This window comes from Streptomyces fuscigenes, assembly GCF_021556455.1.
Taxonomy (GTDB): Bacteria; Actinomycetota; Actinomycetes; order Streptomycetales; family Streptomycetaceae; genus Streptomyces; species Streptomyces fuscigenes.
The window spans coordinates 1-13,908 of sequence record NZ_JAKGCV010000113.1; the positions used below are offsets into that span (position 1 = coordinate 1).

The 13,908-nt window shown below is 74.9% G+C and carries 7 protein-coding genes and 2 pseudogenes; 3 read left to right on the forward strand and 6 right to left on the reverse strand.

All coding sequences use genetic code 11. From position 1 onward, the window contains the following. The 5 genes and pseudogenes from L1885_RS12275 to L1885_RS12295 all read right to left on the reverse strand — a co-directional run. A pseudogene (locus tag L1885_RS12275) lies at positions 1-1,392 on the reverse strand (hypothetical protein); the annotation flags it as partial. Between the two features lie 2 nt (positions 1,393-1,394). Further along, positions 1,395-2,741: a type VII secretion protein EccB gene (gene eccB, locus L1885_RS12280; protein ID WP_235797106.1), complete on the reverse strand. Its 1,347-nt coding sequence runs from the start codon at positions 2,739-2,741 to the stop codon at positions 1,395-1,397. A 10-nt stretch (positions 2,742-2,751) separates the two neighbouring features. After that, positions 2,752-4,197 carry a type VII secretion integral membrane protein EccD gene (eccD, locus tag L1885_RS12285; protein ID WP_235797107.1) on the reverse strand — a complete coding sequence of 482 codons (1,446 nt, stop codon included), beginning with the start codon at positions 4,195-4,197 and terminating at the stop codon, positions 2,752-2,754. A gap of 100 nt (positions 4,198-4,297) precedes the next feature. Next, complete coding sequence (eccCa, locus tag L1885_RS12290; RefSeq protein ID WP_235797108.1) at positions 4,298-8,236, reverse strand: type VII secretion protein EccCa; 3,939 nt, start codon at positions 8,234-8,236, stop codon at positions 4,298-4,300. Positions 8,237-8,820: 584 nt separating this feature from the next. Then, positions 8,821-9,615 carry an SAM-dependent methyltransferase gene (locus L1885_RS12295; protein WP_235797109.1) on the reverse strand — a complete coding sequence of 265 codons (795 nt, stop codon included), beginning with the start codon at positions 9,613-9,615 and terminating at the stop codon, positions 8,821-8,823. Positions 9,616-10,010: 395 nt separating this feature from the next. On the opposite strand from L1885_RS12295, the gene L1885_RS12300 reads away from it, so the two are divergent. The 3 genes from L1885_RS12300 to L1885_RS12310 all read left to right on the forward strand — a co-directional run bounded on the left by L1885_RS12300 (position 10,011) and on the right by L1885_RS12310 (position 12,251). Beyond that, a complete protein-coding gene (locus tag L1885_RS12300) occupies positions 10,011-11,084 on the forward strand; it encodes an alpha/beta fold hydrolase (protein ID WP_235797110.1) in 1,074 nt (357 codons plus the stop codon). 165 nt (positions 11,085-11,249) lie between these two features. Next, positions 11,250-11,441: a hypothetical protein gene (locus L1885_RS12305; protein WP_235797111.1), complete on the forward strand. Its 192-nt coding sequence runs from the start codon at positions 11,250-11,252 to the stop codon at positions 11,439-11,441. A 201-nt stretch (positions 11,442-11,642) separates the two neighbouring features. Further along, positions 11,643-12,251 (forward strand): CGNR zinc finger domain-containing protein, encoded by a 609-nt coding sequence (locus L1885_RS12310; protein ID WP_235797112.1) that lies wholly within the window; start codon positions 11,643-11,645, stop codon positions 12,249-12,251. 214 nt (positions 12,252-12,465) lie between these two features. Here L1885_RS12310 and L1885_RS12315 read toward each other — a convergent pair. Beyond that, positions 12,466-13,908, reverse strand: a pseudogene (locus L1885_RS12315) (hypothetical protein); the annotation flags it as partial.

A 13,908-nucleotide genomic window follows, 5' to 3' on the forward strand; every position in this document is an offset into this window, starting at 1 on the left:
GGCCCCGGCCCGGCCCTCGGCCCGGCCGCGCGCGGCGCTCGCCGCGGGGGCGCTCTGCGCCGCGGTCTCGGTGTCCGCGGTCTCCGTCGCGGCGGCCACCGACCACACCCCGTCGTCCGCGTAACCGAACGCGGACCAGGGATCGTCGGCGGGAGCGACCTGGAAGGTGACGCGGGTCGCCGGGTCGAGCTTCCACAGCATGTCCTCGGCGAGCGCCTTCATGCGCGCCGCCGTCGAGGGCGTACTGCGGTCGTAGAGGATCGCGAGGCGGCCGGGGCCCGCCGGCACGCACCGCACCTCGTCCGCGTCGGCGGGCTCGGCCGCGGGACGCATCCACAGGCCGCTCTGCACGACCTCCAGGACGGCGTCGGCCGCGTACTCGTACACACCGGGGGTGATCTCGGGCACGCCGTCGAGCGGGCGGCGCACGCCGAACAGCGCGGGCGGCGCGGGGCGCGCGGCCGGGCTGTGGCGCGGGAAGTACATCAACTCGCTGGCGAACGGCCGGGAGTCGGCCGTGCCGTCCTTGTGCAGCGCGATGACGGCGGGCGCCTGGAGGCTGGTCCGCGTCTCGACGGGGATGCCCGAGTACACGACGACCTGCTGCCCGAGCCGGTCGGCGATCTCCTGGCCGTAGGCGCGGCCCTCGGGCGTCGAGACGGGCCCGTAGTGCACGAACCGGACGCGCGAGCGCACCGACGGCAGCACCGTGTCCCAGAACCGTGCCACGTCCGCGAGCGGCACCGCGGGGCCGCCCGGCGTGCCGAGCACCACCGTCAGGATCTCCGGGTGGCACGGCAGGCTCTCCATCAGCCACTTGCGGCCGCGCGCGCTGTGGCCCGGGCCCGGCCCGCGCACCCACACGCCGCTCGGCAGCGGCTCGACGGTGGCCTCCGGGCTGGTCTCCCACGGGCGGCTGAAGGTGGAGAACTCCCACGGCGGCTTCGGGAAGCGCTGCGAGTCGCGCTGCGGGCCGCGCCCGGGCCGGTACGAGAGCCAGCCGATGCCCCGGTCGCTGGGGATGAACAGGCCGCCGTCGACGGTCGGGACGACCTCGCCGTCCGGCGTGACGACGGTGCGGTCGAGCCGGTCCGCGAGGCGCTGGCCCATGGCCCGCGACTCGCGGGCCGTGGTGGGCCGGGCGAAGACGATCCGCACGCTTCCGGTCCGGCCGGAGAGTGTCTTGGCCACGGACTCCCACTCCGCCTCCACCGTGCCGGGCGGCAGGTCGACGACGGCCAGCGTGTGCTGGGTGTCGGCGGCCAGCCCGGAGGCGAACGCGACCGCGCGCGGGTCGGGTTCGCCCTTGTGGTGGAGCAGCAGCGCGTGCCCGGCGGTCCTCGCCTGGAGAGGACCGCCCAGCAGGCGGGGTGGCTTGAGCCCGATGTGCACGACTACCCCCTCTGTACGGTGGCGACGGCGGCGGCCTGGGACAGTACGGGACCGCGCGGCAGCAGCGCGAGGACGTCCTCCGGCAGCGGCAGGCCGTTGCCGGCGCCGTAGCCGAGGGCGGCCGACGCGTGGTCGTCGCCGATCGCGTACTCGGTGCCGTCCTCGGTGATGAGGAACTGGCGCGGGACGACGCCCTGGCGGCCCACCTGGGCCTGGTCGAGGGCGACGAGGCCGCTGCCGGCCGGCAGCAGCACCCGGGTGGAGCCGGTGGCGGCCCTGCCGCGCTCCAGGACGACGCCGGTGCGCAGGTCCTTGCCGCTCGACTCCTGGCGCAGGCAGACCGCGGAGCCCTTGGCCGAGGCCGCCGGCATGTCGAGGAGGTCCGGCAGGCGGTGCATCATCGTGCGGTCCTTGGACACCTGCGCGACGGCGACGTCGGCCGCGGTGACCGTGCGCGGCTTGGTGGCGCCGGAGGCGGCGGACATCAGCGCGGACTCGGTGGCGGTGACCGGCGCGAGGCCGTCGGAGAGCATCACGTAGAAGTGCGCGGAGCCGCCGGTGCCGCCGGTCGTGAACAGGTCGCCCACGGCCGCGGACTTGCCGGCGACCTGCCCGGCGGCCTGTCCCGCGCCGTCGATCTTCGGGGCGGCGAGCGCGGGCCCGTCGGGCAGCGCGGCCAGCCAGTCCTGCGGCGCGGGCAGCGCCTGCTCGTCGTCCATGCCGAGGGCGATCAGGACGGCGGCGTCGCCGACGCGGTACTTGGCGCCGTGCCACAGCACGTACCGGGCGTCCTTGGCGCCGGACAGCAGGACCTGGCGGTCGTCGGGAAGGGCCGAGGTGTTCGAGCCGGGCGCGAAGTCGACGACCTGCCCGCCGGGCAGGCCCGGGCGCAGGCAGCGCGTCCAGGCGCCGCCGAGCAGCGTCGCCGGGTCGGGGACCGCGTCGGGCGCGTCCGGGATGCCGACGGGCGAGCCGATCCGCGTCCCGGCCAGCGACTTGGCGGAGACGCTCTGCGGCGAGGCGGCGCCGCGGCCCGCGATCAGCAGCGCGGAGGCGAGGTTGCGCACGGGGTGCAGCACGCCGCCCACGTACATGAAGCGGTTGCCGTTCTCCTTCTCGACCACGACCGCGCCCGGCGTCTTCCACGACGTCTTCGCGACGGGCGAGATCAGCCCGTACACGCCGAAGCCGATGCAGAGCAGCACGACGATCGCGGCGCCGAAGAACGTGCCGAGGGAGGCGCGCCTGGTGGGGCTGTCGCCGCCGCCCGGGTTGCCGCTCACGAGCGCGGTGGCGAGGCGTCCCATCGCGAACTGGTACGCCTGGACCTGGTCCTTGCGGGTCTGCACGGTGCGCTCCTCAGCTGGCCAGTTGGCGGAAGAAGGCGTACACGTGCAGCGCCTGCAGGAGCAGGGGCAGCAGCGCGACGGCGGTCAGGGTCTCGGCGATGTCGCCGAGGTGGCCCCACACCGGCAGCAGCCGGCCGGTGGGCAGCCGCCAGGCGGCGACGAGGAGCAGTCCGACGGCGGCGAGGAGCACGCCGAGGACGGCGGCGCGCTCGGTGGTGCCGAGCGGTGCGAGCCGGGTGATCGCCACGACGGCGAGGCCGAAGGCGCCCACGAGGGTCATCGGCACCCGCTGGAAGGCGCCGCCGAGGCCGCGGGCGCGCAGCAGCACGGCCGCGCTGAACACGAGCGGCAGCAGCCAGCCGATCCAGCCGCTCTCGTGCACGAGGACCGCGAAGGCCACGGCGTACACCAGCGCGGAGGAGATGCTGAGCGTGTTGAGGTACGAGCTGGCGGCGAGCACCCGCCGCGTCACGGTCTCCTCGGGCTCGGGCTCGATGCCCTGCTGCAGCTCCTCGGCGGTACGGGGCAGTTGCGGCACCCGCAGCCGGGCCGCGCGCAGGGTCAGGCGGGGCCCGAAGTGGCCGAGCACGAACATCGCGACGGCGACGATGCCGGCGGCGCGCACGGCGGACAGGTCGCCGATCCGCGCCACCCCCACGCCGACGGCGGCCGCCACGGCGCACACCAGCGCCGTGCCGGGCAGCGTGAACGGCACGACCCGCAGCGCGAGCAGCAGGCCCGCGAGCACCGCGACGGCGCCCGCCGCGATCAGCAGGCCTTCGGAGCCGAGCGCGAAGTGCCCGAGCGCCGCGTGGCCGTGCCGCCCCGGGGGCAGTCCGTTGGCCGGCACCTTGGCGGCGGCGAACGGCGCGAAGCCGGCGACCGCGGCGGACAGCAGTCCCCCGAGGCCGGCCGCGCCGGCGGTGATGCGGTCGGCGCCGGCCCGGGACAGCACCGCGCTCAACGCGGTGAGGACGACGGCGGTGACCGCGCAGGCGGCCGTCGCGAGGATGCCCGGGCCCGCCTGGAAGGCGGTGACGCCGAGCGCGGCCAGCACCAGACCGGCGACCGCGAGGCCGAGGCCCCGGGTCAGTTCGGGCCGCCACAGGTCGGAGCGGCTGCCGACGGCGTGGGCCACGCCGTCGGAGATGTCGTCGAACTGCAGCCCCGGCAGGGGCTCGTCGGCGGGCCGCAGGTAGAGCACGTCGCCGTGGCGCAGCCCGAGCGAGTCGGGGCTGCCGTCGAGGTCGAGCGGCTCCTCACCGAGGCGCTGGAGCACCCAGGGCGCGTTGGCGCGCTCGGGCGAGGTGGCCACGTGCCGCAGCAGCGTGGGCAGCAGCGCGGCGAGCGGGGTCGCCACCGGCAGCGCCAGGTCGGCGCGGCCGTTGGGGCCCTCGACGGTGATCCGGCAGACGTCGGTCGTGGACACGGACACCGCGGGTGGCGAGGTCGTCATGACGCTCCCGGTGGGCACGGAGGGGGACAGGGGCAGAGGGACCGGCGGGTGGCGCGCGGACGCGCGGCGGGCGGGGGCGCGGGAGCGCGCCGGCCGCCCGTCACGAGGGGGCCACCAGACCGGTCTGGACGAGCCGCACGCCACGCCGGGTGACGAGCTGGGCGCGGCCCACGGGCAGGGTGCGGGGCTTGGCCTCGCCGAGGAACTTGCCCTCCTCCTTGGGATAGGAGAACAGCAGGGCCGGATTGCCCAGTTCCCACAGGCGCCGCAGCATCGGGTCCATCATGGCGCGCATGGCGCCCGAGGTGCTGCGGGAGACGATCACGTGCAGCCCGATGTGGGTGCCCTGGGCGAGGAGCTGCGTCAGCGGCCCCACCGGCGAGGACATCCCCGGCGCGCCGGTGACCAGGTCGTAGTCGTCGATGAGGACGAACAGCCGGGGGCCGGACCACCAGTCGCGCTTCTCGAGCTGCTCCGGTGTGACGTCCGGGCCGGGGACGCGCTTGCCGACGGACACCGCCGCGTTGTTCGCCAGCTGGACGAGCGCCTCGGCGTCCACCACGTATCCGACGCGGTACGCCTCGGGCACGGACTTGAGCAGGCCGCGTCCGGGGTCGGCGACCATGATGCGGGCCTCGTCCGGCGTGTAGCGCGAGGTGATGCCCTCGATGACGAGGCGCAGCGCGTTGGTCTTGCCGGTCTCGCCGTCGCCCAGCACCATCAGGTGCGGTGTGGTGCCGAAGTCGTGCCAGTACGGCGCGAGGCGCTGCTCGTCGAGGCCGATGCAGACGCGCAGGTCGTCGTCGCCCTCGGCGGGCGGCAGCTGGGACGCCGGCAGTTCGGTCGGCAGCAGCCGCACGCCGGGCGCGGAGCGGCCGGTCCAGAACGTGTCGATCTCGACGACGGCGGACTTCGTCGCGACGGTCAGGTCGGCGGTCTCCGAGGAGCCGTCGAGGCGCGGGATGGCGGCGAGGAAGTGGTGCCCGGCCGAGGTCAGGCCGCGGCCCGGCTGGTGCGGGACGCCCGCGGCGGCCTTGTTGCCGACCTCCGACTCCATCGAGTCGCCGAGGCGCAGCTCGAACTTAGTGCCGAGCATGTCGCGCAGCCGGGAGCGGATCTCCGACCAGCGCACGGCCGAGGCGACGACGTGGAGGCCGAACGAGAGGCCGCGCGCGGCCAGTTCGTTGACGCGGGGCTCCAGGTCCTCGAAGTCCTGGCGCAGCGTGCCCCAGCCGTCCACGACGAGGAAGACGTCGCCGTACGGGTCCTCGATCTCGCCGCTCGCGCGCAGCGCGCGGTAGGACGCCATGGACTCCAGGCCGCGCGAGGTGAACAGCTGCTCGCGCCGCTCCAGCAGCTGCGTCAGCTCGGCCACCGTGCGCAGCACCCGGTCGCGCTCCAGGCGGGTCGCGACGGAGCCGACGTGCGGCAGGCCCGCGGTCGAGACCAGGCCGCCGCCGCCGAAGTCGAGGCAGTAGAACTGCACTTCCTCGGGGGTGTGGGTGAGCGCCAGCGACAGCATGAGGCTGCGCAGCATCGTCGACTTGCCGGTCTGCGGCGCGCCCACCAGGCCGATGTGGCCGTCGGCGCCGGACAGGTCCGCGACCAGCAGCTCACGCAGCTGCTCGAAGGGGCGGTCCACCATGCCGAGCGGGATGCGCAGCGAGCCGAGCGCCGGGTGCCCGGCCGCCGTCATGCCGCGCACCGGGTCCGGCACGATGCCCGGCAGCAGCTGGTCGAGGCTCGGCGGGGACGTCAGCGGCGGCAGCCACACCTGGCGGGCGGGCGGGCCGCTCTCCTCCAGCCGGCCCACCAGGACCTCGAGCAGGCTCTCGTCGCTCTCCTCGACACCCTGGGCGTCGTCGGCGCCGCGCAGGGACTCCTCGGTCAGGGCGCTGAGCTCGTCCTCCTCGCGTGCGGAGCGCAGCTCGCCGCTCTGCGCCAGGCCGAACGGAACGACCTCCGTGGAGAGTTCACCGCCGACGGCGTACGGGTCGCCGGTGCCGCTCGGCGCGGGCGCGGCGCCGGAGACGTAGGCCGCCTTGAAGCGGACCAGGTTGGTGGTGTCGACCTTCAGGTAGCCGTTGCCGGGCGCCGAGGGCAGCTCGTAGGCGTTGGACACGCCGATCACGCTGCGGGACTCCATCGAGGAGAACGTGCGCAGGGCGATCCGGTAGGAGAGGTGGCCCTCCACCTTGTGGATGCGGCTCTCGTCGAGGCGCTGCGAGGCGAGCAGGAGGTGCACGCCGAGGCTTCGGCCGAGGCGGCCGATGGAGACGAACAGGTCCACGAACTCCGGCTTGCTGGCCAGCAGTTCGGAGAACTCGTCGACGATGATCAGCAGCGAGGGCAGCGGGGTCAGCTCGGCGCCCGCGCCGCGCGCCTTCTCGTAGTCGAAGAGGGAGGCGTAGCCGGACTCGCGCAGCAGCTCCTGGCGGCGGATCATCTCGCCGTTGATGGAGTCGCGCATCCGGTCGACGAGGTGGATCTCGTCGGCGAGGTTGGTGATGACGGCCGACGTGTGCGGCAGCCGGTCCATGTTGAGGAACGTGGCGCCGCCCTTGAAGTCCACGAGGACCAGGTTGAGCACCTCGGAGGAGTGGGTGGCGACCAGGCCCATCACGAGCGTGCGCAGCAGCTCGCTCTTGCCGGAGCCGGTGGCGCCGATGAGCAGGCCGTGCGGGCCCATGCCGCCCTGCGCCGACTCCTTGATGTCGAGCTGGACGACCTCGCCGTCGTCGGTGACGCCGAGCGGCACCATCAGGCGGGCGGCCTGCTCGGTGCGCGGGCGCCACTTGCCGAGCACGTCGAAGGTGTACGGGTCGCGGATGCCGAGCAGCGCCGTCAGGTCGAAGTCCGACTCCAGGGCCTGGTCCGACAGGTCGACGCTGCCGCCGGTGCGCATCGGCGCGAGGATGCGCGCCAGGTGCTGGGCCCCGCTCGCGGTCAGCGAGTCGGCCCGGGCGGTCACCATGTCGCTGCCGCTCGGGAACTCCACCTCGCCGCCGCGAGCCGTCAGGCGCAGGACCTTGGGGCCGCCGGTCATCGCGCCGGTCGCGTCCAGCAGGACCACGCCGCGGATGCCTCCGCCGATCACCCGCGAGCCGTCGGGTATCCGCACGCCCTGCGCGATGATCACGATCAGCGGCTCGACCGAGCCGGGCGTGGAGGCCGGGTCGTGGTCGGGCCTGGACTGCACGTCGGTGCCCAGCAGGTCGAAGAGCGTGTCGTAGTCGTCCGAGCACAGCCGCACCGGGCCCGCGTCGTCCTCCTCGGAGGGGTGCGCGTTGTGCGGCAGCCACTTGAGCCAGTCCCACTCGGCGCGGCCCTGCTCGTCGGCGAGGACCGCGATGCGCAGTTCGTCCGGCGAGTGCAGGACGGCGAGCTGCGCGACCATCGCGCGGATCAGTCCGAGCGCGCCGTCCGCCTCGCCCGCGAACTCCACGCTGGTGAAACGGCCGAGTGCGACGGGTATCGGCAGGCCGGGCACGGTCTGGTGGGCGCGGGTGAAGCGGCGCAGCGAGATCGCGGACAGCGGTTCCAGGTCCTCGACCGGCTTGGTCTGCGGCGGCAGGAACTGCAGGGCGGCCCTGCGCACGCCCAGCCCGATCCTGACCCGGCCGAAGTCCTCGTGGGCGGGGCGCCGTTCCCACAGGCGGCCGCCGAGGGCGAGGGCCCACAGGTCGGCCGCGTCGGGGTTGTCCCAGAGGAGGGCGGCGCGCTGCTCGTCCGCGGCCTGCCGCGCCTGGGCGCGCTTCTGCGCCAGGTAGCGCAGGTAGTCGCGGCGCTCGGCGCGCATCCGCTTGCGCCGTTCCGCGCCGGCCCGGCCGATCTGCGTGACGGTCATGCTGACCATGGCCACGGCCATCATCCCGGACATCATGTACGTCGTGGGACCGCCGCCGCGCATGGAGAACATCAGCACCATCGCACCGGCGCCGAGGCCCATCGGCAGATACATCATGGCGGACCCGAAGTCCGCGGCGGCCGGCTCACCCAGGACCGGGGGCTCGGCCAGCTCGACCTGTCCCTCCGGCATCCGGGGCGCCTCGGCACGTGGTGAGCGCTTTGCGACCACGGTGCTCAAATCGGCTCTCTTTCCTGCTCCACGCGCGCGCTAATGGGCTGTCAACTATAGGGATGTTCGAAGAACGCGCGCACACCCCCGGGTAAATGATGCGCTATCGCGTCCTCGAACGCGATCCACGCTCAAAAGGAGGATGTCAAGGTCACGCCGGTAAGAAAGGGGCATCAGGCATCAACCACCGTAAAACCACCGCCTCGTTACTCCCCGTACGCCCCTTCTTGACCAGGAGTGGCGGAGATTCCGCATGATGGGCGGAGAGGGGAGGAATGAGCGTCGCGAACAGGAATTCCATGGAGGTGAATTCACAAGAAATTTCCCTGGGCATCCGCCGGCGCGCGACAGACCGGACGGTCTGTGACAAAGCTCATGCGCGCCGCCGTGAACGGGATACCCGCAAGTAATCAGCCGGGTTGGCGGGTAAAAGCCGTCACATTGCCGTGCAAAAGCGCGCGACGGGGGCGGACGGTCCGGGGCGGGGCCGGGGGCGCGGCCGTCCGCGGCCGTCCGTCGGCGGCGGGCCCGCGCGGGCGGCGGGTTCAGGGCCGCCGGGCCACACCGCCGTAGAAGCCGATCTCGCCCGGCGCGGTCGGGGGCGGAGCGTCCGGACGCCAGAACGGCACCTCGCTCAGGCCGGGTTCCAGCAGCTCGAAACCGTCGAAGAAGCGCTCGACCTCGGCCTTCGTGCGCAGATTCAGGCTTGCGCTGGCGTTGTCGTAGACGGCCTGCGCCTCGCGGCGGTCCGCGAAGTCGCCCGTGGCGTGCGAGAGGACGAGGAAGCTGCCCGGGGCGAGGGCGTCGCGCAGGGTGGCGACGACGCGCCGGGGGTCGTCGGCCTCGGTGAGGAAGTGCAGGACGGCGACGAGGAGGAGGGCCACGGGCTCGTCGAAGTCGACGACCCGGCGCACGTCCGGGTGTTCCACCAGCGCGGCCGGATCGCGCAGGTCCCCGACCACCACGCCGGTGCCGTCGGACCCGGCGAGCAGGGCGTCGGCGTACGTGTTCACGATCGGGTCGTTGTCCACGTACGCGATGCGCACGCCGGTCGCCACCTCCCGCGCGATCTCCTGCACGGTGGGCGAGGTGGGCAGGCCGGTCCCGATGTCGAGGATCTGGCGCACGCCGGTGCCGACCACGTGGCGCACAGCCCGCCCGAGGAAGGCGCGGTTGGCCCGGACACCGGCGCGCACCTCGGGGGCGGCGCCGGCCAGCCGGTCGCCCGCCGCACGGTCCAGCTCGTAGTTGTTCTTGCCGCCGAGCAAGTAGTCGTAGATGCGCGCCGGATGCGGCTTGCTGGTGTCTATCTCGTCGCGGTGAAAGCTCTTGCGGGTCATGGTGCCGCCCCTCTCGACTACCGCCACGGCCGTCCCGCGACCTGCCGGCGCCAGCCTGCCACACCAGCCTCAGCCGCAGGTCCGCGAGAGGCCAACTCGTGTCCTGCGCAGGCCGGTAGGCCGCCCGCCCCCGGTGGGCGGGGGGCCCGGCGCCGCCCGGGCGACCCCGCCCCGCCGCCGCGTGCACGTCGGCGCGCCCGCCTCCCGGCGGCGAACTCGCCGTCGCTGCGCGGCCGGACCGCCGGCCCGCCCCGTGCGTCACCTGTTTGACCGGTGACGCATCCCGTGCCACAGTCGTCGCGCACACACCGCCGACGGCGGCGCGAGCAGCCGCCCCGGCACGGATCCGGCGCGGCGCGGCGCGCCGGCGCACCGAACCCCGCGGAGGGCCCCACATGATCAACCGACGGATGTTCAGCGCGGCCCTGGGCACGGGCGCCACCGCCGCCTCGCTCGCCGCACTGCCCGGGATGTCCTCCGCCTCGGCCGCCCCACGGCGCGCGGCGGGCACGCCGGCCGTCCCCGCGGCTCCCGCCGCCGTCGCGGGGACGCCGGGGACGCACACCTCCTTCGCCCGGCTCAAGCAGGTGCGGGCCGGGCTGCTGGACGTCGGATACGCCGAGGCCGGACCCGCCCACGGCCCCGTGGTGATCTGCCTGCACGGCTGGCCCTACGACATCCACAGCTACGTCGACGTCGCCCCGCTGCTCGCGGCGCGGGGCTACCGCGTGATCGTCCCGTACCTCCGCGGCCACGGCACGACGCGCTTCCTGTCCGGCCACACGTTCCGCAACGCGCAGCAGTCCGCCGTGGCGCTCGACGTCATCGCCCTGATGGACGCGCTCCGGATCGACAAGGCCGTCCTCGCGGGCTTCGACTGGGGCTCGCGCACCGCCGACATCGTCGCGGCGCTCTGGCCCGAGCGCTGCAAGGCCCTCGTGTCGGTGAGCGGATACCTGATCACCAACCTCGAGGCCAACCTGAAGCCGCTGGCGCCCACCGCCGAGTACGCCTGGTGGTACCAGTACTACTTCGCCACCGAGCGCGGAAAGCTCGCCATGGAGGACCCCACGGACCGCGACGGCCTGTGCCGGCTGGTCTGGGACACCGTCTCCCCCACCTGGGACTTCGACGACGCCACCTTCGCGCGCACGGCGAAGGCCTTCGAGAACCCCGACTACGCGGCGATCGTGCTCCACAACTACCGCTGGCGGCTCAGCCTCGCCGACGGCGAGCGCCGCTACGACCGCTACGAGAAGCAGCTCGCGACCGCCCCGTCCATCGCGGTGCCCACCATCACGCTGGACGCCGAGCGCGACCCGTTCACCGCGCCGGGCGACGGGGCCTCCTACCGGGCGAGGTTCACCGGGGCGTACGACCACCGGACACTGGCGGGCATCGGCCACAACGTCCCCCAGGAGGCCCCCGAGGCCTTCGCCCGGGCCGTGGTGGACGTCGACCACTTCTGAGCCCCCGGACGGCCGCGGCCCGGCCCTCCCGGCCGCGGCCCTCCCACCGGTCGGGACGTTCGCATCACGTCACATGTCACCTCCTTGACAGGTGACATGTGAGACGGCAGCTTGGTGGACACGGAGCGGCGGGGCGACCCGCCGCCGATCGAGCGGAGACTGGCCATGGAGAGCAAGAGCATCACGGACGGCGCCGCGGCCGCGCGTCACGCACGCTTCGGAGCCCTGCCCGAGCGCATCCGGTTCGAGGAGATGGTCGAGGAGAAGCCGGCCCGCCCGGGCGGCGCGGGCGACGCCTACGACCCCGAGGGCGCCTGGAGCCACTACAACTGCCTGGCTCTCGACCTGGGCCTCTGAAGGCCCCGCCCGCGCCTCACCGGCCCCGGGCGGCCACCGCGCCGCCCGGGCGCCACTCCCCGGCCCGGGGCCGCGCCCGACGCCGGGCACCACTCCCCGGCCCGGTCCGGGACCGCGCCCGTCCCGGTCCGGCACCCGGGCCGGGCCCACCGGTGACGCGTAGCCGTTGCATCACTCTTGGTCACCTGTCAGGATGGTGACGTGAATCCGAATCATGTGTTCGTCTGCGGAAACCCGGCCCTGGACTTCGCCGCCACTCTCAGGGCCCGCCGCTCGGTTCGGTTCGAGATGTTCGCGACACCGGACCGGCTGGCCGCCTGGTACGTGGAGTCCGGGATCGTGGACGCGGTCTCGCCCGCGGCGGAGCCGGACGTCGAGCGGGCCCGCGCGGTCCGCGAGGCGGTCTACGAGCTCGTATCGGCCCGCCGGCGCGGCGAGGACTACCCCGCCCCGGCCCTGGCCACGGTGAACCTCACCGCCCGCGGGCCCGCCGCGGCCCCCCAGCTCACCCCGTCCGGGCGCCGGACGGAGGCCACGCCCCAGGAGGCCCTGTCCACGGTCGCCCGGGAAGCCGTCGAGCTGCTGGCCGGCCCCGACGTGCCCCTGCTCAAGGAGTGCGACAACCCCGAGTGCACCCGCGTCTACATCGACCGCTCGCGCGGCATGCGGCGGCAGTGGTGCGGGATGGAGTCGTGTGGCAACAAGATGAAGGCCGCCGCCTACCGCGCCCGGAGGAAGACTCCGAAGACCCCGAAGGCCGCGGCGGCCCCGCGGACGCCGTCGCCGGCGAAGGCCCCGCCGACGCGCTGAGGCGCCCGCCCACCGGGTGACCCCGCCCCGGCAGGCGCCGGAGCGGCTCGGCGAGGGCCCGCGAACACGAGGGCACCGACGCGCTCCCCCTTCTCCCCCGCCGGCCCCGGCCACCGGTCGGTCCTTCGGCCCCGGCCACCGCACGGCCGCCCCCGCCCCCGGACCTCGTCCCGGCTCTCGCGTCACGCCCCGTCCCGCCCGGTCCGGCGCCCCCTCACTCCTCGTCGCGCAGCCGCGCCGCCAGGGAGACCAGCGACTCCGCTGCCCCGGCGTGGCCCAGCGCGGTCAGCCGGGCGGCCGCCGCGTCGACCCGGGCGAGCGCGGGCCCGGTCCGCTCCAGGTAGATGCCCTCCACGGCGCCCGCGAGGCGCACGCACTCGGCCCACTCGCCCGCGTGCTCCGCCTCCTGCCCGGGCTCGCCGAGCAGGCCGAGCGCCCGCTCCAGCGCGGCCAGGGAGTCCTCGTACGCGCGGGCGTAGGCGTTGACCCGCCCGTACTCGTAGGCGAGCGCCGTCTCCAGCGAGCGGCCCCGCGTCCCGCCGCCGGCCGCGCGGGCCTCCTCGGCCACGCGGTCCGCGTCCGCGAGGAACGCGAGCGCGCCGGCCAGGCCGTCGGGCCCCTGCCGCTGCGCCTGCAGCCGGGCGGCCTCCCGCAGGCAGTTGCTGAGCTGAGCGTGGCGCGGGGACTCGGCATGCGCGGCCAGGGCCCGGTCCATGGCCTCGCGCGCCCGGTCGAACTCCCCCGCCTCGGCGAGGAGCACGGCCGTCTCCCCGGCGATCATGGCGTGGCTGCCGCGGTCGTCGTCCCAGCCCGCCGACTCGGCGGCCAGCGCGACGAACTCCGCCGTCGCCGCCTTCAGGTCGTCGCCCGCGTGCAGCGCGCGGGCCCGGGTCAGCCGCAGCTGGGCGAGGAGGCGGTCGTCGAGTTCGCCCGCCGCCGCCTCCGGCTCGGCCAGCAGCGAGTCGAGCAGCGCGATGCAGTCCTCGACGCGGCCGAGGTCCAGGCAGAGCCCGGCCGCGTTGCTGTAGGTGCAGTACGCCTCGGTCCGGCTGCGGTGGCGCAGGTCGAGCTCCGCGGAGCGCGTCAGGTGCCCCAGCGCCTCGTCCGGGCGCCCGAGGTGCATGAGCGCCTCGGCCAGGTCGCCGTGCAGCCGTGCGGTGTCCACCGCCTCGGCGGGCCACTCGGCCGCCCGCCGCAGCGCCTCGGTCAGGTCCGCGTGGGCGGCCCGGGCGTCGGCGAGCCCGAGCCGGAGGCGGCCGCGCAGCCCGAGCGCGCGGGGCAGGTGCCAGGCGGGCCCCTCCTCCTCCAGCCGTTCGACGAGGGCGTCCGCCTCGGTGACCGCGCCCGGCAGGTCGCCGGAGACGGCGTACGTGCTGGCGCGCAGCAGCAGGGCGCCGGAGACCTGCCCGGCGATGCCGTGCCGGAGGGCGAAGTCCCGCAGCAGGTCGACCTCGGCGAGGACCGGGGCGCGGTCCCGCTCCCCGGCCGTCTTCTGCAGGCGGATGCCGAGCGCGGTCGCCCGCAGCCGCAGCAGGCGGGCCTCCTGGTGCGGGGCCAGGTCCGGCGTCTCCTCCTGCAGCCGCACCATGGACGCGTGGGCCCCGGCCAGCGCGGCGGCCTCGGCCTCGGCCGCGTCGTCGCCCCCGGCGGGCACCTC

Excerpts from the sequence above, each read along its gene's own strand:
- eccD (WP_235797107.1), bottom strand. The coding sequence starts at position 4,197 with ATGACGACCTCGCCACCCGCGGTGTCCGTGTCCACGACCGACGTCTGC.
- eccCa (WP_235797108.1), bottom strand. The coding sequence starts at position 8,236 with ATGCCGGAGGGACAGGTCGAGCTGGCCGAGCCCCCGGTCCTGGGTGAG.
- L1885_RS12295 (WP_235797109.1), bottom strand. The coding sequence starts at position 9,615 with ATGACCCGCAAGAGCTTTCACCGCGACGAGATAGACACCAGCAAGCCG.
- L1885_RS12300 (WP_235797110.1), top strand. The coding sequence starts at position 10,011 with ATGATCAACCGACGGATGTTCAGCGCGGCCCTGGGCACGGGCGCCACC.
- L1885_RS12305 (WP_235797111.1), top strand. The coding sequence starts at position 11,250 with ATGGAGAGCAAGAGCATCACGGACGGCGCCGCGGCCGCGCGTCACGCA.